The 25,290-nt window shown below is 64.8% G+C and carries 24 protein-coding genes and 1 pseudogene; 14 read left to right on the top strand and 11 right to left on the bottom strand.

Annotated features, from left to right (window positions below; genetic code table 11):
* Positions 1-49 precede the first annotated feature (49 nt).
* From LB571_RS15100 to LB571_RS15090, 3 genes are read left to right on the top strand one after another with little or no spacing between them, the layout of a single operon-like run.
* Entirely contained in the window at positions 50-1,153 is a 1,104-nt protein-coding gene (locus LB571_RS15100) for an ABC transporter ATP-binding protein (RefSeq protein ID WP_224582760.1), read from the top strand.
* Complete coding sequence (locus LB571_RS15095; protein WP_140715236.1) at positions 1,150-2,022, top strand: ABC transporter permease; 873 nt, start codon at positions 1,150-1,152, stop codon at positions 2,020-2,022. The genes LB571_RS15100 and LB571_RS15095 overlap by 4 nt, the downstream gene beginning before the upstream one ends.
* A complete protein-coding gene (locus tag LB571_RS15090; RefSeq protein WP_015319016.1) occupies positions 2,019-2,819 on the top strand; it encodes an ABC transporter permease in 801 nt (266 codons plus the stop codon). Before LB571_RS15095 ends, LB571_RS15090 begins: the two co-directional genes overlap by 4 nt.
* 3 nt (positions 2,820-2,822) lie before the next feature.
* On the opposite strand, the pseudogene LB571_RS15085 reads toward LB571_RS15090, so the two are convergent.
* The 7 genes and pseudogenes from LB571_RS15085 to LB571_RS15055 all read right to left on the bottom strand — a co-directional run bounded on the left by LB571_RS15085 (position 2,823) and on the right by LB571_RS15055 (position 8,786).
* Positions 2,823-4,216, bottom strand: a pseudogene (locus tag LB571_RS15085) (FAD-binding oxidoreductase).
* Positions 4,217-4,430: 214 nt separating this feature from the next.
* Positions 4,431-5,690 carry an ABC transporter substrate-binding protein gene (locus tag LB571_RS15080; RefSeq protein WP_224595535.1) on the bottom strand — a complete coding sequence of 420 codons (1,260 nt, stop codon included), beginning with the start codon at positions 5,688-5,690 and terminating at the stop codon, positions 4,431-4,433.
* Positions 5,691-5,737: 47 nt separating this feature from the next.
* Positions 5,738-6,160, bottom strand: coding sequence for a DUF4440 domain-containing protein (locus LB571_RS15075; RefSeq protein ID WP_015319019.1), 423 nt, complete (start codon positions 6,158-6,160; stop codon positions 5,738-5,740).
* Positions 6,161-6,165: 5 nt separating this feature from the next.
* Positions 6,166-7,221, bottom strand: coding sequence for an aldo/keto reductase (locus LB571_RS15070; protein WP_224595533.1), 1,056 nt, complete (start codon positions 7,219-7,221; stop codon positions 6,166-6,168).
* The gene (locus LB571_RS15065; RefSeq protein WP_140617451.1) at positions 7,218-7,571 is read right to left on the bottom strand and encodes a TIGR04076 family protein; all 354 of its coding nucleotides are present in this window, start codon (positions 7,569-7,571) and stop codon (positions 7,218-7,220) included. The genes LB571_RS15070 and LB571_RS15065 overlap by 4 nt, the downstream gene beginning before the upstream one ends.
* Position 7,572: 1 nt before the next feature.
* Complete coding sequence (locus LB571_RS15060; RefSeq protein WP_224595524.1) at positions 7,573-8,055, bottom strand: DUF3830 family protein; 483 nt, start codon at positions 8,053-8,055, stop codon at positions 7,573-7,575.
* Positions 8,052-8,786 carry a GntR family transcriptional regulator gene (locus LB571_RS15055; protein WP_224595522.1) on the bottom strand — a complete coding sequence of 245 codons (735 nt, stop codon included), beginning with the start codon at positions 8,784-8,786 and terminating at the stop codon, positions 8,052-8,054. The genes LB571_RS15060 and LB571_RS15055 overlap by 4 nt, the downstream gene beginning before the upstream one ends.
* A 126-nt stretch (positions 8,787-8,912) precedes the next feature.
* On the opposite strand from LB571_RS15055, the gene LB571_RS15050 reads away from it, so the two are divergent.
* Genes LB571_RS15050 through LB571_RS15030 form a run of 5 tightly spaced genes read left to right on the top strand, consistent with a single transcriptional unit; the run spans position 8,913 to position 13,645 of the window.
* Entirely contained in the window at positions 8,913-9,713 is an 801-nt protein-coding gene (locus tag LB571_RS15050; protein WP_224595519.1) for an ABC transporter ATP-binding protein, read from the top strand.
* Entirely contained in the window at positions 9,710-10,459 is a 750-nt protein-coding gene (locus LB571_RS15045; protein ID WP_224595516.1) for an ABC transporter ATP-binding protein, read from the top strand. Before LB571_RS15050 ends, LB571_RS15045 begins: the two co-directional genes overlap by 4 nt.
* The gene (locus LB571_RS15040; protein WP_140617455.1) at positions 10,456-11,364 is read left to right on the top strand and encodes a branched-chain amino acid ABC transporter permease; all 909 of its coding nucleotides are present in this window, start codon (positions 10,456-10,458) and stop codon (positions 11,362-11,364) included. The genes LB571_RS15045 and LB571_RS15040 overlap by 4 nt, the downstream gene beginning before the upstream one ends.
* On the top strand, positions 11,361-12,344 hold the full coding sequence (locus LB571_RS15035) for a branched-chain amino acid ABC transporter permease (RefSeq protein WP_224595514.1): 984 nt from the start codon (positions 11,361-11,363) through the stop codon (positions 12,342-12,344). The genes LB571_RS15040 and LB571_RS15035 overlap by 4 nt, the downstream gene beginning before the upstream one ends.
* Entirely contained in the window at positions 12,341-13,645 is a 1,305-nt protein-coding gene (locus LB571_RS15030) for an NAD(P)/FAD-dependent oxidoreductase (RefSeq protein ID WP_224595511.1), read from the top strand. Before LB571_RS15035 ends, LB571_RS15030 begins: the two co-directional genes overlap by 4 nt.
* A gap of 22 nt (positions 13,646-13,667) precedes the next feature.
* Here the strand turns inward: LB571_RS15030 and LB571_RS15025 are convergent, their stop codons facing one another.
* From LB571_RS15025 to LB571_RS15010, 4 genes are read right to left on the bottom strand one after another with little or no spacing between them, the layout of a single operon-like run.
* Entirely contained in the window at positions 13,668-14,324 is a 657-nt protein-coding gene (locus LB571_RS15025; protein WP_224595508.1) for a GntR family transcriptional regulator, read from the bottom strand.
* Positions 14,325-14,339: 15 nt separating this feature from the next.
* The gene (locus LB571_RS15020; RefSeq protein ID WP_224595505.1) at positions 14,340-15,647 is read right to left on the bottom strand and encodes an aspartate aminotransferase family protein; all 1,308 of its coding nucleotides are present in this window, start codon (positions 15,645-15,647) and stop codon (positions 14,340-14,342) included.
* Positions 15,648-16,706, bottom strand: coding sequence for a phosphotransferase (locus LB571_RS15015; RefSeq protein WP_224595503.1), 1,059 nt, complete (start codon positions 16,704-16,706; stop codon positions 15,648-15,650).
* Positions 16,703-18,004, bottom strand: a complete 1,302-nt coding sequence (locus LB571_RS15010; protein WP_224595502.1) for an ArgE/DapE family deacylase — start codon at positions 18,002-18,004, stop codon at positions 16,703-16,705. The genes LB571_RS15015 and LB571_RS15010 overlap by 4 nt, the downstream gene beginning before the upstream one ends.
* Before the next feature lie 178 nt (positions 18,005-18,182).
* Here LB571_RS15010 and LB571_RS15005 point away from each other — a divergent pair, with 178 nt between their 5' ends.
* From LB571_RS15005 to LB571_RS14980, 6 genes are all read left to right on the top strand, one after another.
* A complete protein-coding gene (locus tag LB571_RS15005) occupies positions 18,183-18,830 on the top strand; it encodes a GNAT family N-acetyltransferase (protein WP_224595500.1) in 648 nt (215 codons plus the stop codon).
* A gap of 68 nt (positions 18,831-18,898) precedes the next feature.
* Positions 18,899-21,541: a LuxR C-terminal-related transcriptional regulator gene (locus tag LB571_RS15000; RefSeq protein WP_224595498.1), complete on the top strand. Its 2,643-nt coding sequence runs from the start codon at positions 18,899-18,901 to the stop codon at positions 21,539-21,541.
* Positions 21,542-21,621: 80 nt separating this feature from the next.
* Positions 21,622-22,743 carry a class II histone deacetylase gene (locus LB571_RS14995; protein WP_140724460.1) on the top strand — a complete coding sequence of 374 codons (1,122 nt, stop codon included), beginning with the start codon at positions 21,622-21,624 and terminating at the stop codon, positions 22,741-22,743.
* A complete protein-coding gene (gene urtB, locus LB571_RS14990) occupies positions 22,688-23,605 on the top strand; it encodes an urea ABC transporter permease subunit UrtB (protein ID WP_224595494.1) in 918 nt (305 codons plus the stop codon). The genes LB571_RS14995 and urtB overlap by 56 nt, the downstream gene beginning before the upstream one ends.
* Positions 23,602-24,585 (top strand): branched-chain amino acid ABC transporter permease, encoded by a 984-nt coding sequence (locus tag LB571_RS14985; protein ID WP_140823445.1) that lies wholly within the window; start codon positions 23,602-23,604, stop codon positions 24,583-24,585. The genes urtB and LB571_RS14985 overlap by 4 nt, the downstream gene beginning before the upstream one ends.
* Positions 24,585-25,289, top strand: a complete 705-nt coding sequence (locus LB571_RS14980; protein ID WP_140617462.1) for an ATP-binding cassette domain-containing protein — start codon at positions 24,585-24,587, stop codon at positions 25,287-25,289. The genes LB571_RS14985 and LB571_RS14980 overlap by 1 nt, the downstream gene beginning before the upstream one ends.
* Position 25,290: the final 1 nt, after the last annotated feature.

Below are 25,290 nucleotides of genomic sequence, written 5' to 3'. Positions count from 1 at the left end.
CCGGCGGTCCGGACGTTCCGGACCGCCGAAGCGTATGCGAGAATATCCCATGAGCCAGAACACCGACCTCTTGACGCTGCGGTCCGTCTCGAAATCCTACGGCACGGTTCCCGTGCTGCACGGCATCGACCTGTCGCTCCGGGACGGTGAGTTCCTCACCGTTCTTGGGCCGTCGGGTTCGGGCAAGACCACGGTCCTGCGGCTGATCGGCGGGCTGGAGCCGCTGACGTCAGGCGAGATCCGGCTGGACGGCCAGGACATCAGCCGCATGCCGATCAACAAGCGGCCGTTCAACACGGTGTTCCAGGACTATGCGCTGTTCCCCCATATGACCGTCTCCGGCAATGTCGGCTATGGGCTTTCGGTGCGCCATATCAAGCGCAAGGAGATCGCCAGCCGCGTGGCGCAAGCCCTCGATCTGGTGCAGCTCGGACGTTTCGCCGAGCGCTTTCCGGCACAGCTTTCCGGCGGCCAGCGCCAGCGTGTCGCGCTCGCCCGGGCGCTGATCTGCCAGCCGCGCCTGATCCTGCTCGACGAGCCGCTGGCGGCACTCGATCTCGAATTGCGCCGGCAGATGCAGGAGTTCCTGAAATCCATCCAGCGCGAGATCAAGACCACCTTCCTGTTCGTCACCCACGACCAGGAAGAAGCGATCGGCATGGCCGATCGGATCTGCGTCATGCAGGCCGGCCATATCCGCCAGCTCGGCACGCCGCATGAGCTCTACTACAAGCCGAATTGCGAATTCGTGGCGCGCTTCTTCGGCGAGAACAATCTGGTGGCCGGAAAACTCGGTCCGGTGCAAGGCGAGCAGCGACCGATCGAGACGGCACTTGGACGGCTGGTGTGCTCGATCAGCGACCAGCCGCATCTGAAGATTGCCCCGGATGGCGCCGCGGCTTTCGCGGCGTTCCGCCCCGAAGCCTTGCATCTCGCGGACGCCCGTGATGGCGCCAATCGCTTTTCCGGTGCCATTGCCGATCTCGCCTTTGCCGGCTCGTCGACGGTCGCCACGATCATGGCGGGTGCGGACGATGCCGCGCAGCGCCTGCGGCTGCGCATGCCGAGCCGGATCGACGGCAGCATCTTGAAATCCGGCGAGACGGTCTGGCTTTCGTTTGCGCCGCATGAAGGCCATCTGGTGCTGGCATGAGCGGAACCGGCTCGACACACGCCGCGCAACGGCGGCTGTCACGGCTGGTGACGGTGCTGGCATTCGCCTTGCCGGTTATCTTCGTCCTCGTGCCGCTGGCAATCTTCCTGGTCTACAGTTTCTTCAGCGTCGACCAGGGTACGATCGTCCATGCACCGACGCTCGGCAACTATGTCAGGTTTTTCACCGACCCGATCTTTCTGCCGGTGTTCTGGAACACAATCGTGCTGTGCGTATCGGTGGCCGTCATCTGTATCCTTCTCGCCTATCCCGCCGCCTATTTCCTGACGACGCTGAAGGGGCGGTGGCGCTACGCCCTGCTGATGCTGCTGCTGGTGCCGCTGCTGATGAGCTACGTCATCAAGATCTACGCGATCCGCAGCATCCTCGGCCTCAACGGCTTCCTCAACAAGGCGCTGGTGGCGCTCGGCATCCTGGATCAGCCGTCGACGCTTTTCGTCTTCAACATGAACGCCATCCTCTTGACGCTGAGCCTGCTTTTGATCCCGTTCGCCATCCTGCCGATCTTCCTGTCGCTGGAGCGGATTCCGCAGACCTTGCTGCGCGCCTCGGATGACCTGGGCGCCAGCAGCCTGCAGACATTCCTGCGCATCACCTTGCCGCTGAGCCTGCCCGGCGTCGCCTCGGCGGCGAGCTTCGTCTTCGTACTGGCGATCGGCGATTTCCTGACACCGCAGATGGTCGGCGGGATCAGCGGCTTCACCTTCGGCCGCATCCTCTACAGCCAGTTCGGCACGGCCTATAACTGGCCGTTCGGCGCCGCGCTGTCGGTGGCGCTTGCGATCGTGGTGATCGCCGCCATTCTCATTGGCGAACGGTTCGGGCGCAGCCGGGGGACGTCGGTATGAGCGCGCTGCCCCGGCCGTCCACCATCTTCCTGGCCGCGATTACGACGCTGGTCGCGGTGCTGCTCTACAGCCCACTGTTCGTGCCGATCGTGTCGTCGTTCTTCACCATTTCGCATGGCAATGTCGACTGGTCGTCGCCGACCTTTTCGACCTATGTGGCGCTGGCTGAAAACCATGACATCCTGACCGCGTTGCGCACCACGCTGATCGTCGGCGTCTGTACCGTGATCCTGTCGGTGGTCAGCGGGACGCTGCTGGCGCTCTACTATCACGGCCGCCGCTCGGGACGTTCGGTTCTGCAGTTCATCATCTTCCTGCCATTCCTGATGCCGCCTATCATCAGCGGCCTGGCGCTGCTGATCTTCTTCCGCGAGATCGGCCTCGAACGCTCGCTGCTGACGGTTGTCATCGGCCACACCGTGTTCGTGCTGGCGATCGTCTACCGCACTGTGCTGATGCGGCTGCAGTCGATGAGCCGCACGCTGGTCGAAGCATCCTACGATCTCGGCGCCAGCGGTTGGCAGACCTTCTGGCGCATCATCCTGCCGAACCTGTCGAGCGCCATGGTCGGCGGCGCCATCCTGGCCTTCGCGCTGTCGTTCGACGAGACGATGATCACCATCCTGGTCACCGGCACGCAAAGCACGCTGCCGGTCCGGCTGTGGGCGATGATGCGGTTAGGCTTCTCGCCCGACATCAACGCGCTGGTGGCGCTGATCCTGATGTTCACCGTGCTGCTGTGCGTGCTCGCCGCCCGTTTTCTCATTCCCAGGCAAATGGCGACGGAACGTACCTGAGTTTCAAACGGTTGGGTCAAGGTCGAAGACTCGTCCGGGATTGAGGATGTTCTTCGGATCGAGCGCCGTCTTCAGCCGCCGCATCGTGGCGATCTCGGCGTCACTGCGCACCAGATTCAGCCACTGCTTCTTGTCGAGGCCGATGCCATGCTCGGCCGACACGCCACCTCCGGCCGCCGCCACGCCGCGATAGATGATACCGTAGGCCGCCGCCGGGTCCGCCGTCAGCACCTGATAGTGCAGGTTGCCGTCCCCGAGATGGCCGAAGACGTAGATGTCGGCACCGGGATCGACCGCGCGGATGGCGGCATCCGCTTCTTGCAGGAACGCCCCCATTCGCGCCAACGGGATGCTGATGTCGACGCCGATCAGGCCTTTCATCGAAAACAGGACGCGGTTGGCGTCCTCCCGCACATCCCACAGCGCGCGGAATTCGCGCGGCGATTGGGAGACGACAACATCGTCGACGACGCCGTCCTCGACCGCCTGCATCAAGACCTCGGCGAAGCGCTCGCCGTCACGTTCTGGCTCGCTGCCCTGGATTTCAGCCAGCACGTAGACGGGTGATCCAGCCGGAAGCGGCGCCGGCATGGCCATGCTGGCAACCATCACGTCATAGAGCGGCGCGATATTGACCTCATAGGCGGACAAAAGCGGGCCGAGCTTTTGCCGCAGCAGCCCAAGCAGGGCGATCGCCGCATCGAGCGAAGGCAGCGCGCAGAAGGCGTTCACCTCGGATGCGGGCTTGGGATGCAGCCGGAGCGCGGCGCGGGTGACGACGCCAAGCGTCCCTTCCGCGCCGATGAAGAGTTGGCCGAGGTCGTAGCCGGAATTGTCCTTGGGCAGGCCTTTGAGCGACGTCAGCACGGTGCCATCGGCGAGTACCGCCTCCAGCCCCAGCACCTGTGCCCGGTACATGCCATAACGCAGCACGCGGATGCCGCCGGCATTGGTGGCGATGTTGCCCCGACCGTGGCGGAGCCGCGCGCGCCGATATCGACGCCGAACATCAGCCCGGCGCCGTCGGCCGCTTCCTGCACCGATTGCAGCGTCGCGCCAGCTTCGGCGACGATGGTGGCGGCTTGACGATCCGGGGCGGCTAGGCCGGTCATGCGTTCCAGCGATAGCACGACCTCGCCCGGCTGGACGCGCGCGCCACCGGCCAGCCCGGTGCGCCCGCCCTGGACGACGACCGGCTGGCCAAGAGCGTTGCACGCGGCGAGTGCCGCCGCGACACCCTCGGCATCGCGCGGGCGCAGCACGGCTTCGGGAAGCACGCCGAGCTTGCCGTCGGGATCGTCACGATAGCGCTGGTCCACGTCGGAGCCGGCGAGCATGCCGCCCGCGCCCAGCCTGTTGCCAAGCGCGGAGAGAAGCCGTTGTGTTTCAGGCGACATCCGGCTCAGGCGCCTGCGTGACAGGGCGCACCGTCAGCATCCAACAACCGGATCGCCCGATGAGTATCCTTGTCCAGCACGCTCGCCATCCCTTGAACTGCAGCCGGCCGATCCTATTCGCGCCCGCTTCTCGTGCAAGCGATATCGACCTGTCTCAGACTATGCCGGCATCGATCGCGATGGGCGAGATCGATGCCGGAAGTACAGCGTCGGCTTACTGAAGCTTGGCCTGCAGCGCGTTGACGTCGTCGGTGGTCATTTCACCATCAGTCGTCACCTTGCCGTCGGCGATCTTCCACAGCCGGAACGGGCCAGTGATGTCGCCAAACTTGTCGAAGGCGACGGGACCGATGACGCCTTCATAGCGGATCGGCTTGCCGTCCTTGATCAGGCCGAGCGCCTTGGCGAATTCTTCCTTGCCGGCATAAATCGGCGTGCCGGCGGGATCGACTGCCTTGTACATGGCGTCCTTGATCTTGGCCGGGTCCTCGGAGCCGGCAATCGCGATGGCGAGCCCGACAATGGCGCCGGCATCATAGGAGCGGTCTGCCGCGGGATTTGACGGTTCGATGCCGGAAAACGCCTTGTAGTTCTTGGTGAAATACTCCGTCGAGGCGGTCGGGCTGGTGCCGGAAGACGTGCCATAGGCGTCCTTCAGATAATCGGCGCCGACGGACTCGATAAAATCGGGGCTGTTCATGCCGTCATTGAGCAGGAATTTCTGCACGCCGCCCTGCGAAATCCAGGTGCGGGCGATGGTGGCGCCGTCGACGGGCGTGCTGACCAGGTACAGTCCATCCGGTTCGCCACCCATCGCCGCGGTGACTTCCGAGGCGTAGCTCGACTGCTTCTCGTTGTAGGGCGTGTCGGAGACGATGGTGCCGCCGAGCGCTTTGTAGGCACGCGAGAATTCGGCCACCATGTTGACGCCGAAGTCGTTGTTGACGTGGATGATCGCCAGCTTCTTGAAACCCTTGTCGACGGCATATTTGGCGGCGGCCACGCCCTGCAGCGCATCCGAGGTGATGGTGCGGAAAAAAATACCGTTGGTCTTGCCGTCGCGGCCGAGTGTCGTCAGCGTCGGCGAGGACGACGCCGGCGAGACCTGGACGATCTTGGCCGGCGCGGTCACCGAGGTCAGGATCGGGATCGACACCGAGGAGATGATGCCGCCGATGATCACAGGCACTTTCTTGACCTGAACCAGCTGGGTGGCGGCATCGACCGCGATGTTGCCCTGGCTCTGGCTGTCGCGCGTGTCGGTGACGAGATCGCAGCCGCGCACGCCGCCGGCTTGGTTGATGTCGCGGAAGGCCATTTCGACCGATTTGGCGCCGGCCTGTCCGTATTCACCGGCCGGACCGGTCAGTTCCATGACGAGACCGACGGTGATCTTGCAGTCGGCGGCCTGTGCGGCACCCGCCATCGTCACGAGAGCAAGTGCCGTGGTGAGCTGGAGTATCGTCTTTCTCATTGTTGTTCCCCTTGAGTTACACGAACTGATTTGACGTCTGGAAAGTCTCAGTGTTCCGGCACCTGCAGCCAGGTTTCATGCAGATGCCGCCATTGGACGCCGTTGGGCGCCGATGAACGGGTGGTAAAGACCGCGCTCGACTGGCGGCGGCTGTGCTTGCCCGCGCGCAGCTGCGCCTCGACATAGAGGACGACGATCGTATCGCCATCCTGCCAGCCGGGCCGGATGTCCTCGATCGAGATGGCAAAGCCGTCGTCGCAAGTGGCGCGGCTGGAGCGCACATGGTCGATCACGGCATCGCGGTCGAGGATCTGGCCGCCTGGTGCGATCATGGTCAGGCCTTCGCCCATGACGGCTTCGAAGCGGCCGAAATCCACCTTGTCGGCGCGCGAGGCGACGAACCAGTCGACGAAAAAGCGATGCAGATCGACGACTTCGGCACTGGCCTGCGAAAACAACCTGTCGTCCATGGTCTTCATATCCGGCCCGCGTTGAGATTGTAGTGCATGATCGAGCCGTGGCGGCCGTGGCGGTCGCGCTCCAGCGTGTAGACATCTCCCTCAAGGCCGTTGCCCCTCGCTATCACGGCTGCAATCCGCGCACGGTCATCGGCGTCGAGTACGACATCCATGATCTTGGCGTTGGCCAGCGCATGGGCCTGGTTGCGGGCACCGACGATGACCGCGGCCACTCGCGGCTGCTCCAGCACCCAGGCGCTGGCGATGGTGGCGATGTCGACGGCGTGGCGGTCGCCCACCGCCTTCAGTGCGCGAAGCAGTTGCTGGAACAGGTCCCAGCCGCCGAAATCGTCGATGATCAGCTTGTATTTGACCAGCGAGCGGTTTTCGAGCGGCATGCCGGGTTCGGCGACACCAAGCCATTTGTCGCTGAGAAAGCCGCCGGCCACAGAACCGTAGCAGAGGAAGCTGACGCCGTTTTTCTTCGCAAGCGCCGCGAGGCTGTTCGCCGGACGCTGGTCGAGCACCGAATATTGCAGCTGCTGGCTGACCAGCGGTATGCCGGCTGACAGGATTTCGGCAAGCCGGGGCGTATCGAAATTGGTGGTGCCGAGATTGCGCAGCTTGCCCTCGCGCCGAAGCTCGTCGAGCCAACCCATCGCCTCGACATAGCGCGGCTGCGCATAATCCCACCAGTGAAACTGCACGAGGTCGAGCCGCTCGGTCTTAAGCCTGCGCAGCGACTGGTCGACGATGGCCCTGATATAGTCGCGGCTGATCGTAGCGAGCCGTTCAAGGTCGGGCACGAGCTTGGTGTGCACCTTCATTTTGGCGGCTGCATCGAGACCACGCTCATTGGCCAGCCGCAAGCGCGCGGCGCCGATCAATTCCTCGACGCCGGTGTAGATATCGGCGCAGTCATAGGTCCAGATGCCGGCATCGAAGGTGGCGATCAGGTCGCTTACGGCCTGACTGCGATCGATGGCGCCATGGCCGCCGGCCAGTTGCCAGCCACCGCGTATGACGCGCGAAATCGCGTAGCCCGGGCTGAGCTCGAATGCCTTGGCGGTCATGTCAAGTCATTCCCCTTCGGCAGCGGCACGGCCGTGGTTTCGGCATGGCTGAACCGCCGCTTGGCCAGCCTGACGATCCGCAGCCTGCTGGCGCAGTTGGGATCGGGACAGGCGATCTCCGCGTCCGAGGTCATCCAGTCATTCGGGTGGGTCGGGCGCTGCTTCGCCGCCAGCAGCGGCAGCACCGCCGAGATCGAATAGATCGAAAAGCCCTGCCCCGCCGGCATCGACAGCATCTCGCCCTTGAGCTCGAAATAATCGCCGGCCCTGGCGCCGCAATAGATCGGCTTGCCCCGCGGAATGACCGCCTCGACGCGAAGATCGAAAAGCTCGAAACTGTCGTCAGCCATTTCAGGCCTCCACCAGGCTGAAGGTGATGTCGCAGGCGCCGTTGCGGCGGATGATGCCGCAGGCAGCCGCGAATTGATCGCGCTCCCCGGGTCTCACCTGCGCGACGACGCTGCCGGCCAGCCAGCCGATCGGGAACAGCAGACGCGCGCCCTGCCCGTAGAACAGGCCGATGTCGAAGATTGCGTTGGGGTTGCCGCCCCACATGCGCGGCGGCACGTAGGACAACACGATGTCACCTGGCTGCGGCGTCAGGGTCGCGTTCTCCGCCGGCAGCGGCTGGGCATAGGCCTGCCCCTCGAGATCGGCTGATGGAACCGGAGAGGAGATCTCAGGTCCCGTCCACATGGCGTGAATGGCGGGGACGACACGTGGCGTGGCGAGATAGGCTGTGAGAAAGGCCGCATTCTCCGGCGCCTTTTCCGGCAGCAGCAGCGCAGTGACGGAAAGCTTGGAGCGGGGCTCGCTGATCCTGATGGAGGTCATATCTGGCCTTTCGCGGCGGCGGATTGCAGTTTGCTGCGCAGGAAGGTGAAGGGCCGGCTGATGTCGGCGACCAGTGCTTCGCGCGCCGCCCAAGCATCCTGCGTGGCCAGCGCCTCGACGATGCGGCGGTGATACTGGGCGGTGTCGACCTCGCCGGCTTCCGAGAAAGCGTAGATGGCGACGCGGATGCATGGACCTGATTGCAGCCACAGGCTCTCGATCATCGGGATCAACACGGCCGAGCCGCAGGAGCGATAGATCTCGAAGTGAAAGCTCTGGTTGAGCGTCACTTCGCGGTCGACATCCTTCTTGTGTTTCAGCGCCCGCATCTCGTCCCACTCGCCGAGAATGGTTTCGATGGTGGCGATCTGGCGCGGTCCCATGCGGGCGGCAGCCAGCGCGATCGCCTCGCCCTCGATCAGGATGCGGGCGCGCAGGAGATCGTCGAGTCGTTCCAGCGTGATTGGCGGCACGCGCACCGAGCGGTTGGGCAGCGCCTCCAGCGCCTTTTCCGTGATCAGCCGGCCAAGCGCCTCCCGCACCGGCATTGTCGAAGTGACCAGCGCATCGGCCAGACCGCGGATGGTCAGCACCTGGCTTGGTTCGAACAGGCCACCGATCAAGGCGCGACGCAGTTCGGAATAGACGCGATCCTGCACCGTCTCGCGGCCGACCGGCGCGAGCTGGGCCGCGATCGCCTCGTTGTTTTTTTCGATGGCAGCCTTTTGCATGGAATTCCGTTCTCGGCGGGTTTTCGGCTTGCGGATGAAATTAAAGCCGAATAGCGTGATCAAAGCAAGTGTGATCACAAATCATAATCAGAAGACTTCGACGACCGTCTTCGGCCAGAGGGTTTGATGAGCGAGGCAGCGGAAAGGCAGGGGAAGGAGACCCGTGTCCCGGTTCTGACGGCAAGCAACGTCGTCAGGCGGTTCGGCGGCCTTGTCGCCGTCAACGATGTCTCGTTTCATGTCAAAGCCGGCGAAATCCTCGGCCTGATCGGACCCAACGGGGCCGGCAAGACGACCATGTTCGACCTGCTCGCAGGCAGTATCCTGCCGACCAGCGGCGACATCCTTCTCAACGGCACGCGCGTCTCCGGCGAAGCCGCTCATTTGCGCATCGGCAGAGGGCTCGGCCGCACCTTCCAGATCCCGCGCCCGCTACCCAATCTGACGCTGATCGAAAACATCATGCTCGCGGCACAGGGCCAGGCCGGCGAAAAGCTGCTGGCTAACTTCCTCACGCCGTGGCGGGTGGCGGCACAGGAAAAAGCCGCCCGGACGAAAGCCCTCGACCTGCTCGAACTCGTCACCCTCAGCCATCTCGCCCATGAGCCGGCGCGCGTGCTGTCCGGCGGCCAGCGCAAGCTGCTCGAACTTGCCCGGGTCATGATGGCCGACCCGGCGATCATCCTGCTTGACGAACCCGCCGCCGGCGTCAACGCGACGCTGCTCGAAGTCATCATCGACCGCATCCGCGACATCAACGCGGGCGGCATCACCTTCCTGCTGATCGAGCACAACATCGACATGGTGACGCGGCTCTGCCACCGCGTCCTTGTCATGGCGAGCGGCCAACTGCTGAGCGAAGGCACGGCAGAAGAGGTCGCGCGCGACCCGCGCGTCATCGAGGCCTATCTCGGAGGCACCGTATGAGCGAGACCGTCCTCGATGTCCGCGGCCTCGAAGCCGGTTATGAGCCCGGCGTGCCGATCGTGCGCGGCGCCTCGATCACCGTCGACAGAGGCGAGATCGTCGTCGTGCTCGGCCCCAACGGCGCCGGCAAGTCGAGCTTCATCAAGGCGATCGCCGGCCTCGTGCCGATCACCGGCGGCACGGTGCTGCTGGACGGCAGGGACATCACCGCCGCGCCCGCCCACACCATGGTGCGGCTTGGCCTCGCCTTCGTGCCGCAGACCGAGAATATCTTTCCGCTGATGTCGGTGGAGGACAATCTCAAGGTGTCCTGCGGCATCCTTGAGCGGCGCGACATCCCGGCTCGCATCGAGGAAATGTACGCCGCCTTCCCCGACCTTGTCCACCAGCGCCGCACCGCCGCCGGCAATCTGTCGGGAGGCCAGCGGCAGATGCTTGCCGTGGCGCGGGCGCTGATTGTCCATCCCAAGGTGCTGGTGCTGGACGAGCCGTCCGCCGGCCTGTCGCCGAAGTTCGTCGCGATGGTATTCGAGATGCTGGCCGGCATCCGCAAGTCCGGAGTCACCATCCTTTTGGTCGAGCAGAACGCCAAGGCAGCGCTTGCCATCGGCGACCGCGCCTATGTGCTGGCCGAAGGCAAGGACCGGCACGAGGGCGTCGCCTCCGAATTGTGGGACGACCCTGTCGTCGCCGAACTTTATCTTGGCCAGCGCCCTTCCCATGCAGGCAAGGGAGGCGCGGCATGAGCCTGCAATTCATCGTCGACGGATTGCTGACCGGCTCGATGATCGGCCTCGGCGCCATCGGCGTGACGCTCACCTATTCGATCCTGCGTTTCTCCAACTTCGCCCATGGCGACTTCATGGCCTGGGGCACCTATGCGACGCTGGCCGTGGTCAGTGCCATCGGTGCGATGTTCGGCAAGGTGGCACCGATCGGGCCGCTATCCTTCGGCTGGCCGCTTCTTGTTGCCCTGATCGTCGGCATGGCATTCACCGCCTTGCTCGCACTGCTGCTCGACAAGATCCTGTTTTCGCGGCTGCGCTCGCAGGGCCAGGCGATCATCGTGGTGATGGCGAGCTTCGGCGCCTCGATGGCGCTACGCAGCCTGCTCGAATTCACCTTCACCTCACGGCCGACCTATTTCAGCCGGGCGATCCAGATCGCCATGCCGGTCGGCTTCGGCATCCGCATCACGCCCGACCAGATCGCATTGCTCGTGTTGACCGCCATACTCGTGCTCGGCGTGCATCTGTTGATGACGCGCACGCAGACTGGCCGCGCCATGCAGGCCTTGAGCCAGAACGCGGCACTGGCCCGCGTCGTCGGGATCGACGTTGCCAGCGTGGTGCGGGTGACGTGGATCATCGGCGGCGCGCTCGCCTGCGTGGCTGGCGTGATGATCGGCATCCTGGTGCAGATCCGCCCGTTCATGGGCTTCGACATGCTGCTGCCGATGTTCGCCGCCGCCATCCTCGGCGGCATCGGCAGCATCCCGGGCGCGGTGCTCGGCGGCCTGATCATCGGTCTCGCCGAAGCCGGCGCGGTGCAGCTGATCGGCGCCGAATGGCGCGCCGCCGTTTCCTTCATCATCCTGATGGCCGTGCTGTTCGTGCGGCCGATCGGCCTTTTCGGAGTTCGGGAAAGATGATCGATCTGGTCGGATACGGCGCCTTCTTCCTGACCACGGCGCTGATCTTCTCACTGGTCACGCTGGGGCTCAACCTGCAATGGGGCCTGACCGGCCTGTTCAATGTCGGCCTGGCGGGCTTCGTCGCCATCGGCGCCTACACCTCGGCGCTGCTGACGACACCGGACGATCCCGCGCGGCTCGGCGGCTTTGGCCTGCCCATCCTCGCCGGCTGGGTGGGTGCCATGATCGTTGGCGGCATTGCGGCCGCGCTTACCGGCATGGCGACGTTGCGTCTTAGATCCGACTATCTGGCGATCACCACCTTCGGCGTGGCCGTCGTCGTGCAATTGGTCGCGCTCAACGCGCAGAAACTGACCGGCGGACCTTTCGGCATCGGCTTCATCCCGCGCCCCTTCGGCGGCCTGGCGGAGACGCCGCTGCTGTTCAACCTGTCGAACCTTGCCGTCGTCTGCGCTGTGACGCTGATTGCCTATCTCGCCTTGGAACACCTGTCGCGCAGCCCCTGGGGGCGTGTGCTGAAGGCGCTGCGGGAGGACGAGCGGGCCGCGATTTCGCTGGGCAAGAGCGCGCGCTTCTACCGCGTCCAGGCGTTTGCCGTCGGCGGCGCCATCATGGCGCTGGCCGGCGCGCTGCAGGCGCATTTCACCGGCTTCATCGCGCCGGACAATTACCTGCCGATCCTCACCTTTCAGGTCTGGGTGATGCTGATCGTCGGGGGCTCGGGCAGCAATCTCGGCGCGGTCATCGGCAGTGTCCTGGTCTGGGGGATTTGGGCCGGATCGGGCACGCTGACCAGCGTGTTCTTCCCGCCCGAGCAGCAGGCGCGCGCCGCTTCGCTGCAGATCGTCGCCATCGGCGTGATGCTCTGCGTGATCCTGCTGATGCGGCCGAACGGATTGTTCGGCGACAGGCCGCTGCGGACGCGCTTCGGCAAGCGCACGCGGATCGCCACGGACAAAAGCAGTTCCGGTTCATGAATTCCCTGGTCCGGCAGAGTGCGAACGGCACTTCGCTTTGGCATGCCATCAGCCGCGATCGCCGCAAGCGGCCTGCGCTGAGTGGCAACCTCGATGTCGACCTTGCCATTGTCGGCGGCGGATTTTCTGGCCTTTCAACCGCATTGCACGCCGCCGGAAAAGGACTTTCCATCGCCGTTCTCGAAGCCGAGATCATCGCCTGGGGCGCGACCGGCAGGAATGCCGGTTTCGTCGTGCCGAACTTCGCCAGGATGGATCCCGATGGCATCCTCGCGCATCTTGGCGCCGAGCGCGGCGAACGCCTCATCGATTTTGCCGCCGGCAGTGCCGACCTCGTCTTCGGCTTGATCCGGCGGCACGGCATCGACTGCGATGCGGTGCAGAACGGATGGATCCAGCCGGCGCACTCGCCGGCGGCCCTGGAGAAGGTCAAATCCCGCGCGGACCAATGGGCGCGGCGCGGCCGGCCTGTCGTCACCCTGGATCGGCAAGAGGTCGAAGCGCTGACCGGCGCGCGCGGCTATGTCGGTGGCTGGATGGATCGTTCAAGCGGCGTGCTCAATCCGGTCGCCTATGCGCTGGGGCTAGCCGATGCGGCGGAGAAGGCCGGCGCGAAGATTTTCGAGCACACGCCGGTCACCTCGATCGATCACGTCGCCGATGGTTGGGCACTTCAAACACGGTTGGGCCTGGTACGCGCGGCCAAGGTGCTGATCGCTACCAACGCCTATGGCGGGTCGCTCGATCCGTTGCTGCGGCGAACCTATATTCCGCTGAAGGTCTTCCAGATCGCGACCGCGCCCCTGCCGCAGGAAATCCGAACGCGTCTGCTGCCTGGCGGACAAGGCGTCGGCGACACCAGGCGCAACCTCTTCACCTTTCGCTTCGACGCCGACAACCGGCTGATCAGCGGCGGCATGCATATTCTTGGCGCCGGCGCCGATACGCGCGTGCCGCAAACAATCTGGCGACGGCTCGGCCGGCACCTCGACCTGCCTGATTTGCCCCCCCTTGCCTACAGCTGGTCGGGGATGGCGGCGGTCGAACCGGATTTCCTGCCGCATCTCCTGGACCTCGGACCGGGGCTGATCGCCGGTCGCGCCTGCAATGGACGCGGCATTGCCATGACCACGGCGATGGGCAAGGTGCTGGCCGACTGGGCCGCTGGAACCGAAGCGCGTGATTTGCCGGTGCCCTTCGCACCGCCGGCGCCAATTCCGCTCCATGCCCTGCTGCGGCACGCGCCCAACATGCTGCTTGGCTGGAGCATCCTGCGCGACCGGATGGACGAGGCGGCTTAGGCCGACCGAGCCTGCCCTGCGGTCAGTGCGCCATGTGAAGATTGTCGGAGAGGACCGCGGCCGCCACGGAGATATCCTCTTCAAGGGAAGCCCGAACGGCCGAGCCGTTGCGCTGTTCCAATGCGGCGACGATCCTGCGGTGTGCATCATTGGATTGCGGAATGTAGCGATCGGCCCGCATCAGGAGCTTGAGATAGGGTCCGACGCGCCCCCAGAGATCGCGGATCATGTTCAAGAGGATCGGCGCGCCGGCGTGCTCATAAATAGCAAAATGGAAGTCTTCGTTCAGGGCCAAATAGGCCGTGGCGTCCTGCGCCTCGATGGCCCGCTGCATGTCGCCGAGCGCGGCTTGGATGTCGGCCAGCCCGCTTTCAGTCATCCGTGACGTGGCCATCTCGCCTGCCAGTCCCTCGACGGCGATGCGGATGCGCGTCAGTTCCGAGAAGGCGGGCGCGGAGAGCAAGGGCACGATGATCGAGCGGTTGTTCTGCATTTCCAGAAGTCGCTCGGCGACCAGTCTTTGCAGCGCCTCGCGGATCGGCGTCGTCGAAATGCCAAAGCTCTCGGCAAGCTTGCGGATGACCAGTGTCTGGCCCGGGCTGAAGCCGCCCGAGATCAACTCCTGCTTGAGCGCGCCGTAGGCGCGGTCGTTGAGGGTTTGATGCTCGAGCTTCAGCATGCGTGCCCGCTCAGCTCACCAGTTCGACAGTGCGCGATCGAGCGCCTCGGCCAGCTGCTCGGCATTGTCCCTGGCAAAGGGCAGCGGCGGCCTGATCTTCAGCACATTGCCGCGGGGGCCACAGGACGAAATCAGCACGCCGTCCTCGCGCATGGCTTCAACGACGGATGAAGTCTTGGCAGCAGCAGTGGCCTCATCCTCCGCCATCAGCTCGACGCCGAAATAGAGGCCGTTGTGCCTGACATCGGCGACCATGCCGTGCCGGCTCTGCAAGGCGCGCAGCAATTCTCCTGTATAGGCGCCAACCGTCCGCGCGTTCTCGATCAGCCCCTCGCCCTCGATCACATCGAGCACGGCGATGCCGACCGCGGCGGCGACCGGATTGCCGCCGAAAGTGTTGAAGTAGCCGGTGTTCGAACCGAACGAGCTCACCAGGTGCGGCCGCACGATCACCGCGCCCATCGGATGCCCGTCACCGATCGGCTTGCCCATGGTGACGATATCAGGCGCGAGGCCATAGTTGGCGAAGCCCCACATGCCCTGGCCGAGCCGGCCGAAACCGGACTGGACCTCGTCGGCGATGACGATGCCGCCGGCCTTCCTGACATGATCGGCCGCCTCGCGCATGACGGAAGCGTCGGGGAAGAAGATGCCGTCGCTGGAAAAGGCGGAATCGAGCAGCAGCGCCGCCGGGCGGATGTTTTGCGCGCGCATATCCTCGATGGCGGCGGCGACATTTCTGGCGAAATCATGCGCGGCGCGGCCGCCGTCGCGGAACGTGTCCGGCGCCGGCACGGCCCGATGCCGGGCGGGCACGCCCGCTGCCCCGACCGCCGCCGGCGACAGCTGTGCTGTCGCGATGGTGGCGCCGTGATAGGCGAAGCCGGTGATGATCACGCCGGTGTTGCCCGTCGAGTGCTGGGCGATGCGGATGGCGAGATCATTGGCCTCGCTGCCGGTGCAGGTGAACATGGCATGGCCAAGATGGGAAGGAAGCGTGCCGAGCAGCCTTTCCGCATAGTCGAGGATGATCTCGCTGAGATAGCGCGTGTGCGTGTTGAGCGTGGCGGCCTGCCCAGACAGCGCCTCCACGACGCGCGGGTGGCAGTGTCCGACGGAGGCGACGTTGTTATAGGCGTCGAGGTATTTTCGGCCTTGGGCATCGTAGAGCCAGACACCGCTGCCACGCACCAGATGGATCGGGCTGCGGTAGAAGGCGCGATAGGTCGGCCCGAGCAATCTGGCGCGGCGTTCGAGCAGCGCTTGCTCGGATGCCGCCGAATCGACATTTGCAGGATGTGGCGAGGACAGGGACACGGGCATCTACTCCGGCTTGGAATGATCGAGAAAATAGCGGCGGGCGTCCGCGGACGACAGTCCGTCCAGCCGCTCAAGCGAGGCCCAGACCTCGGTGATGAGGCGCAGGACATAGTCGCGCTTGGCTGGAAAACGCTCGGCCTGCCAGCTGGCGATGTTGGCGATGAGTGCGAGGCGGGCACGAATGAGGTGAAAGAGGATGCCAAGTTCTTCGATCTCGAGCGGCTGCACGGACTGATAGCCGGCGACGAAGCGCGCGGCGGGCGCCAGCGGATGACCTTCGGCCGGCCAGCGATAGACGGCCCCGATGGCGAGATCGCAGATCAGCGGCGAATGGATCATGTCGCCGAAATCGAGGACGCCGTTGACCATTTCCGGTCGCGAAGCATCCATCACCACATTGTAGGAGTTCATGTCGTTGTGGACGATCTGGGCGCGCAGTCCGGGAATAACCGGCGCCGCGTGCTCCTCGTAGGCGTCGATGACACGCTCGACCATGGCGCGGTGGCCGGCATCGACGATATGCGCCAGCATGGGCCGCGTCTTGGCGACCTTGCGGATGTCCCACAAAAGGTCGCTGCCGGCGGCCGGATGGAAGAAGCCGCGCAGCGCCCGGCCAAGCCGGGCGAGGAAGATGCCGAGATTGCGATCCTGTGCCGATGAGGTGGGCGAGCGCGAAAGCAGCTGGCCCGGCAGATAGGTGACGAGCCGCACGATGCGCGGCACCGATCCGCCGAGGTCGACCATGAACTGCGCTTCGCCTTCAAGGCTCTTGCGCACCGAGGGAACCGGCAAAGCCGGGTCGACCGTCAGTATATGGTCGAGCGCCTTGTTCTGGAAATCGGTGAAATCGGCCTCTTCCGCCGGATGCGAGACCTTCAGGACAAATTCACCCTCGCCTTCTGTCTGGATGTGAAAATTGTGGTCGCGTTCGCCTGGCAGAGTGCGCGCGCTGCCAGTGAGCCCATAGTGGCGACGCAACAGGGCAAGCGCCTCGGCGATCGAGACATCGGGCGCATCGTCCGCGAGCGTCTCGCCGAAAGCATCCGATATGGCCGCGTTCATGGCCTGACCTCGGCATCGATGGGTTCGAGGCCGCACCAGTCGGCGATGAAGAGCGCAATGGTCTGGGTGACCTTGCGCACGGAATCGAGATCGACAGCCTCGTCATAGCCGTGCGGCATGCGGCAGATCGGGCCGTAGACGATTGCCGGCGTGTCGGCATAAAGGCCGAAGAAGCGCGCATCGGTGGTGGCCGAGGTGACATGTTCCGTCAACGGCTCACCCCACACGGCGGTATGGCTGCGGCGCAGCACGGCTTCCATCTCGTCGGCGCCTTCCAGCACATAGCCCTCGGCCATGAAGCCGTTGTAGGTCATCCTGGGCAGGCGATTGGCGAGGAACGGATCGGCGCGGGCGGCATCGGCGATGCAGGCCTCGAGTTCGGCCCTGGCGTCCTCGAGCTTCTGGCCGGGATAGGTCGCGACCCGCATCTCGAAGACGCAGCGCGCCGGAACGCTCGATGTCCATTCGCCGCCTTGGATCTTGCCGAGGTTGAATCGGATCGGGTGCGGGTGATTACAGAAATGCCTGTCGTCAATCTTTCTGGCATTCCAGACGATTTCGAGCTGCTTCAGCGCCTGGATAATGAGGAAGGCCTTCTCAATGGCATTGGCGCCGGCGGAAAAGGCGCCCGACGCGTGCTGCGGATCGCCGTCGACCTCGACCTTGAACCAGATCGGCCCAACCTGCGCCCGCATCAATCTTGGTTCCAGCGGTTCGGGAATGAAGGCGGCGTCGGCGCGATAACCGCGCTGCAGGCAAGCGAGCGCACCATTGCCGGTGCACTCCTCCTCGACCACCGACTGCAGGAACACTTTCGCCGCCGGTTGATAGCCGAGGCCGCGCAAGGCGGCCAACGCATAAAGACAGGCCGACAGGCCGGCCTTCATGTCGCCGGCGCCACGGCCATGCATCCAGCCATCCTCGATCGCCGGATCGTAGGGATCTCGCACCCAGCGGTCGAGCGGTCCGGTCGGTACCACATCGATATGGCCGTTGAGGATCAGCGAGCGACCGGTGACGTTTTTCGGCGTGTGGGTGGCGACGACGTTGAACGCGTCATCGTACGAAACCGCTACGGGCGAGAATCCGGGCAGGTCGCGGATCGCATCGACATCGACACGCCACATATCGACCGCATAGCCGTTGGCTTCATAAGCAGCCGCCATGAAGGATTGCGCGGCGTGTTCCTCACCACGCTGCGAGGGAAAGCGTACGAGGTCCGCCAAGAAGGCGAGCTGGCGGTCGAAGCCATCGTCGACCGCCCGCAAGATGGCCTCGTCCGCAATTCGTTCAGGCATGATATTCCGCTTCTCCATGGATGGTGTATCATATCTCATATGCCATTCTTCGAAAAGGCAAGGCGACAGGCGGGTCAAAATCATGGCCCACCTCTGGAGCCACTTGGCAGGCGGCCGCAGAGTTGGCATCAGCTTCTTGACATGCCGGCCAGGCTGCGCGGCGGAAGACCGAGGACAGATGCAAGTCACTGAAGGCTCATTGCCGGATGAAACCACCGATCTCGTCCCGGGCTACCGGCGCGTGCCGGCAGGCAAAATCATCAATGCGGTGACGTGGATGGAGGCGCGTGCCCCGGTGCCCGGTCTCGCGCATCCGCTGGCGATGACCCGCGTCACCAAGCCCGATCCCGCCGTCTACCGCGCAGTCTTCCTCGAGATCGGCGCTCCCTGGCTCTGGGACCGCGCCGCCGAAATGTCGGACGCCGACATCGCGGCGCATTTCGCCGACCGACGTCAGCATCTCTACTACGGCCATGATGAGAGTGGGCGGCATGTCGGCATGGTCGAATTCTCGGTCGCCGGCAGCAACGAGATCGAGATTACCTATTTCGGCCTGTTTCCCTCCTTGACTGGCCAAGGCTTCGGCAAACGGCTGATGGCAGGCGCGCTCGACCAGGCATGGCGCCTAGGCCCCATCCGCATCTGGCTGCACACCAGCAGCTTCGATCATCACAGCGTTATCGGTTTCTACCGGGCTTGCGGATTTGAACCCTATGCAACCGGTTTCGAAATCACCGATGATCCCAGGATCAAGGGCACCCTGCCGCGCGATTGCGCGCCGCAAATTCCGCTGATCGAAACGGAATGGGTGCCCGGCGCCAGATGAGACCGTCGTCGCAACCCGCCAGCCCGGCATCGCCTCACCATCGCCGGTGGGTACGGCGCGAGAGCATCTTGTCGAGGCTGGAGCGGCATGTCGACACGCGCATCGTGCTGTTCGCCGCGCCCGCCGGCTTCGGCAAATCGACGACGATGGCGCAATGGGCGGCCGAAGTCGCGCGCCACGGCCGGCTGACGGCCTGGCTGTCCTGCGAGGCGACGGACAATGACGAAGGCGCCTTCCTGTCGCATCTGGTGGGGGCGTTGCGCCATCTCGTCCAGAACCCGGCCGAGCTCGACCTCGCCTTCCAGTCGAGCCCCATCCCGCAGCTCGACGTGGTGCTTGCGGCACTCGTGTCGGGTTTGGCGGCACGCCACGCCGACATCACCCTGTTCTTCGACGACTATCACGCCATCGATGCACCGGCGGTGAAGCGGTTCATGGAACGGCTGACCCGGCAGGCACCAACCAACGTCGTCTTCGTCATCGGTTCGCGCAACCTGCCCGAGCTGCAGCTCGGCAAGCTCAGGGTGCTCGGCGATATCTTTGAAATCGGCCCGGACGATCTGCGTTTCGCCTCGTCGGAAGCCGAAGCCTTCTTCAACGACAAGCTTGGCCTCTCTGTCAGCAGCGGCACGGTGGAAACACTGTGCTCGCGCACCGAAGGCTGGGCCGCCGGCCTGCAGCTCGCCTCGCTGTCGCTCGGTGCGGCCCATGCGCCCGAAACAGTCATCGGCAATTTCACCGGCGCCAACCGCAACGTCGCCGACTTCCTGATGGGAGAAGTGTTCCTGGAACTGCCGCCGGCGCTGGCGAAGTTCCTGCTCTATTCCTCGATTTTCGAGCGCTTCAGCGCCGAGGCCTGCCGGGCGGTGATGCGGGCGGCGGACGCCGAGGTTGCCATCACCGAGATCGAGACCCGCAACCTGTTCCTGGTGCCGCTCGACGAGGAACGGCGCTGGTTCCGCTATCATCACCTTTTCCACGACTTCCTCAGCCGTGAAATGGAACGGCGCGAGCCGGAGATGATCGCACCGCTGCACCTGGCGGCTTCGGAATGGTTCGGTGAACGCAAGATGCTGACCGAGGCCATCGGCCATGCGCTCGCCGCCGGCGACGAAGCCCGCGCCGCGGTGTTCATCGAGAACAACGCGCTCGAACTCATCGCCCAATGCCAGCTTCTCTATGTGCGCCAGCTGCTGGCGCTGCTGCCAAGGAAACTGATCGACCAGCGCATCCGGCTGCAACTCGTCGTGCTGTGGCTTGCGGTGCACAGCAGCCAGCCCGAGATTGCCCAGCAGACCCTCGCCAATGCGCGCCAGCTCGTCGAAACCGGGCCGACCGATAGCAAGGACCCAGGCACGCTGGCCGGCACGACCATCGAGGCGGAACTCGAGGTCCTTGCAGCGGCCGTGCACAGCACGCTGGAACAGTTCGAGGACGCGCGCGACACCGCACTGGCGGCCCTGCGCGTCATCGCCCCCGATGCCTGGTTCATGGAAGGCGCGACCGCAAACGTCATCGGCTACAATCTCTACGCGCTGGGCGACCTTGAGGGGGCGCGCGCTGCTGTGGACGCGGCGCGCAAGGCCCATGAGCGAAGCGGCAGCCTGCTCGGCGTCACCATCGCCAACTGCTACATGGCCGTCATCGAGCGCTCGGCCGGCCGCCTGCCCGCGGCCGAACGGCTGCTGCGCAACGCGATCATCGAGGCCAGGACGCGGATCGGCGCCAACTCCTATGCCGAGGCCCTCGCCGGAACGCTGCTTGCCGAACTCGCCTATGAGACCAACGCATCCGGCGAAGCACTGGCGCTGGTCGAGAATCTCGGGCCGCTGATCGAGGGCGCAGCGGTCATTGTCTATCCCCTGGCCAGCGTGCCGACCTATGCCCGGGTGCTGCAGCTGACCGGTCGCGGCCAAGCCGCCCTCGACATGCTGGAGCGCGTCTACCAGCGCGTGCGCGGCTCCGTCTACCGCCGCCTCGCTTCGGTGCTGGTGCACGATCGCATCCGGCTGCTTCTTGACCAGAACCGCACCCCGGAAGCCCGCGCGCTGCTCGACGAGCATCGCCGCGAAAGCGCTGAAACCGCCTCTACCGTCGCCAACGAATTCGAGTTCTTCGCCGAAGGCCGGCTGCTTACGGCGGAAAAATCCTACGCGGCGGCGGCGGCGATTTTCGACGCGCTGCTGGAGCGAACGAAAAGCAGCGGGCGCATGCGCCGGCACATACTGGCGCTGATCCTGCGCGCCAAGAGCGCCGGCCATGACCAGCGGGAAGCAGACCGCCATCTGCACGAAGCATTGCGCCTTGCGCAACCCTCGGGCTTCATCCGCTCCTTCGTCGACGAAGGCAAGTCTGTCGTCGAGGGTTTGATGCGGCTGCGGGCGGCCCAGGCAAAGGCCGACCCGTCACTGTCGGCCTATGCGACGCGCATCATCGATGCCGCGCAGACGATGCCCGTGACGACGCGCAAAACAGCCGCCCCGACGGTCGAGAAAGAACAGCTCACCCAGCGCGAGTCCGAGCTGCTGCACTTTCTGTCGGAAGGCATGTCAAATCGCGATATCGCCGTTGCACTGTCGGTAAGCGAAACGACGGTGAAGTGGCATTTGAAAAACATCTTCGGCAAGCTCTCGGTATCGAACCGCGTCCAGGCAGTGCGCGCCGCGCAGGTCGCCGCAAACCTCCGCACCCCTCCGAAAGGAGGGGCATAGATGACTGACATGGCCCCTCTTTAGGGTCGGGCCGGGCGATTGTTAGCCTGCTAGCGTCTGGTTTTTAGAGGATGCCGCGGATGGCGACAGGCTACGTTTTTCACGAACAGCTGATGTGGCATGATACCGGCTCCAGCGCCGACATGATGCCTCCCGGCCGTTTCGTGGAACCCGGACGCCACCTGGAATCGCCTGGATCCAAACGACGGCTCAACAATCTCATCCAGGTCAGTGGCCTGGCACGCCATCTGGTTCCAATCATTGCCGAACCGGTAACGGGGGAAGACCTGCTGCGCGTCCACACGCAGCGCCACGTCGATGATATCAGGATGCTGAGCGAAGGCGGATCCGGTTTCGCCGGGCCTCAGGCACCGATCGGCCTCAACAGTTTCGACATCGCGCTGTTATCCGCCGGCACCACCTATGCCGCCATGCGAGCCGTGCTGACCGGCCGCGTCGACAACGCCTACGCGCTGGCGCGGCCGCCCGGGCACCACGCCGAACCCGACCAGGCCATGGGCAATTGCCTGTTCTCCAACATCGGCGTCGCCGTGCGGCGGCTGCAGCACGAGGGCCTGCTCGGCCGTGCCGCCGTGGTGGACTGGGACGTGCATCACGGCAATGGCACCGAGACGGTGTTTTATTCCGATCCGTCGGTGCTGACGATTTCGCTCCATCAGGACAATCTGTACCCGACCGGACGCGGCGCGCTCGTCGACAACGGCAAGGGACCCGGCGAAGGCTATAACATCAACGTCCCGTTGCCGGCCGGCAGCGGCACCGGCGCCTATGAAGCCACGTTCGACCGCGTCATCGGTCCTGCCTTGCGCGCGTTCAAGCCCGACCTCGTCATCGTCGCTTCCGGTTTCGACGCGTCCGGCTTCGATCCGCTCGGCCGCATGATGCTCAACAGCGAATGTTTTCGCCGCCTTGCCGCGCGCATGGTGGCGTTTGCGGCCGAAGTCTCGAACGGACGGCTGATGATGAGCCATGAAGGCGGCTATTCCGAGGGCTATGTGCCATTCTGCGGCCACGCCGTCATCGAGACGCTGGCCAATCACCGCACCGAGGTGGTCGACCCGCTGTCGGACCATATCGACGAGTGGGCGGGGCAGGACCTGCAGCCGCATCAGGCGGCGGTGATCGATGCCGCTGAAGGCCTGCTCGCGGGCTTGCGCCAACGCCTCGCCAGCGCGGCCTGAAGCGATGGATTTCGCCATCACGACATTGCTCAATGCGCTGACGCTGATCAGCATCCTGATGCTGGTCGGGCTCGGGCTCGCCATCAGCTTCGGCCTGATGAACGTGACCAATCTGGCGCATGGCGAGTTTGTGACCGTCGGCGCCTTCGCGGTATACTTCATCCAGAGTATGGGCGGCTCGTTCTGGCTGGGCCTGGCTGCGGCGCCGATCGCCGGCGCCGTGGTCGGCTGCATCCTGGAATTCGCCGTCATTCGCCACCTCTATTCGCGGCCGGTGTCGACGGTGCTTGCCACCTGGGGCGTCAGCCTCATCCTGCAGCAAGGGCTGGAATTGACCTTTGGCCTCGGCGCCAAGCCGGTGACGCCGCCGGTCGAGGGCACGCTCGACCTCTTCTTCACCGTCTATCCGGCCTACCGGCTGATCCTGATTGCCATCGCCATGCTGACCCTGCTCGGCGTCATCCTGCTGATCAGCCGGACGTCGTTCGGGCTCGACATCCGCACCGTCATCCAGAACCGCGAAATGGCGGAGGGCGTCGGTATCAACACGCGCCGCACTTACGCCATCGCCTTCACCTTCGGCGCGGCAATCGCGGGGCTGGCTGGGGGACTGGTCGCGCCCCTGGCGATCGTGCTGCCGCAGATGGGGGTGAACTATCTCGCCAACGCCTTCTTCGTCGTCATCGTCGGCGGGGTCGGCTCGATTGGCGGCCTCGTCGCCGGCAGCGTCTTCGTCGGCGGGCTGACCAGCATCCTCAACTACCAGATCTCGCCATCGCTGGCGCAGGCGGTCGTGCTGCTGGCGGCCATCGTCGCCGTGCGGGTGCGGCCCAACGGCCTGTTCAACGGGGCGTCGCGATGATCGCCCGCGACCGCAACTGGCTGCTGATCTTCGCCGTCTGCGTGGCGCTCGCGATCCTCTATCCCTTCCTCGCCGACGGCTACCAACTGACGGTGATCCGCGACGCGCTGATCTTCGGCCTGTTCGCGGCGAGCCTCGACTTCTTCTGGGGCCGCACCGGAATCCTGTGTTTCGGCCACGCCGCCTTCTTTGGCATCGGCGGCTACATCATGGCATTGGTCACGCTCAATGACGCGATTCCTTTCGGCAGCCTGCTCGGCATCGTGGGCGCCATTGCGGGGGCTGCCTTCGTCGCCGCCATCATCGGTTACTTCCTGTTCTTCGGCGGCATCCGCGGCAGCTACTTCACCATCGTCACGCTGGCCATGGGCGTCATCTGCCAGCAGGCGGCCATCTCCTGGAGTTCGGTCACCGGCGGCGACAGCGGCCTGATCGGGATCCCGCCGATCGAATTCGATCTTGGCGGCCGGCATGTCGATCTCAGCCAGGACCTGTCGAGCTATATCTTCGTCGCGGTCATCGTGGCGGTGGCCGTTCTGTCGCTGTGGTCGATCAGCCGTGGCCGCTGGGGCACGGTGCTGACCGCCATTCAGGATAATGAGGTCCGGGCGGCGGCACTCGGCCACAATGCGCCGTTACGGCTGCTCGTCACCTTCATCCTTTCGGCAGCCATCGCCGGGCTTGCCGGCGCGCTCTATGTCTGCATGGCCGGGCTGGTTGCCCCCGATCTGTCCGGACTGCTTCTGTCGACGGAGGTCATTGTCTGGGTGGCGGTCGGCGGGCGCGGCACGCTGCTTGGCCCAGTGCTGGGCGCAATCTTCATCCAGCGCGCACAGCAGACGATCAGCAGCTTCAATCCGAGCCTGTGGCCGCTGCTGCTGGGCTGCGTCTTCGTCATCATCGTCTTTGTCCTGCCGGACGGCATCCTGTCGATCTATGCGCGGCTGAAGAGCCTGTTCAAAGGCAGGAGCCAGGCCTGATGAGCGACGTCCTGCTCCAAGCCGAAAATGTCGGCATCCGCTTCGGAGGGTTGCAGGCCCTCGAAGGATTGAACCTGACGGTCCGCGACAAGGCGCTCTGCTGCATCATCGGCCCGAACGGCGCCGGCAAGAGTACCTTCCTGAACGTGCTGACCGGCACGTTGCGCCCGACCAGCGGCAGCGTCCATTTCCTCGGCCGCGACATTGCCGGCCTGCCGCTGCATCGCATCGCCCGGCTCGGCATTGCCCGCAAGTTCCAGATCCCGTCGGTCTTCCCGAGCCTCTCGGTTGAGGACAACCTCAAGGTCGCACGATGGGGTGCCCCCTCCCCGGCGCGGCCAATCGGTGAATTGATGGAACTGGTCGCGCTGACCAATCGTGCTGCCACATTGGCCGGCGAACTGGCGCACGGCCAGAAGCAATGGCTGGAGATCGGTATGGCGCTGGCCATCGAGCCACGGCTGCTTTTGCTCGACGAGCCAACCGCCGGCATGACGCCGCAGGAGACGCTGGCGACGGCCGAAATGCTGCTGCGGCTGAAGGGCGAGTTCTCGATCGTCGCCGTCGAGCACGACATACGCTTCGTGCGGGCGCTGAATTGCGAAACGCTGGTGCTGCACCAGGGTCGCCGGCTTCGCAGCGGTCCCTTCCACGACATCGAGGCCGACGAGATGGTCCGCGACGTCTATCTGGGGAGGCGCTGAC

Source organism: Mesorhizobium sp. BR1-1-4 (assembly GCF_020165375.1).
Taxonomy (GTDB): domain Bacteria; phylum Pseudomonadota; class Alphaproteobacteria; order Rhizobiales; family Rhizobiaceae; genus Mesorhizobium; species Mesorhizobium australicum.
The sequence above is the reverse complement of the archived record's forward strand: the minus strand, read 5'-3'. Positions and strand labels throughout refer to the sequence as shown.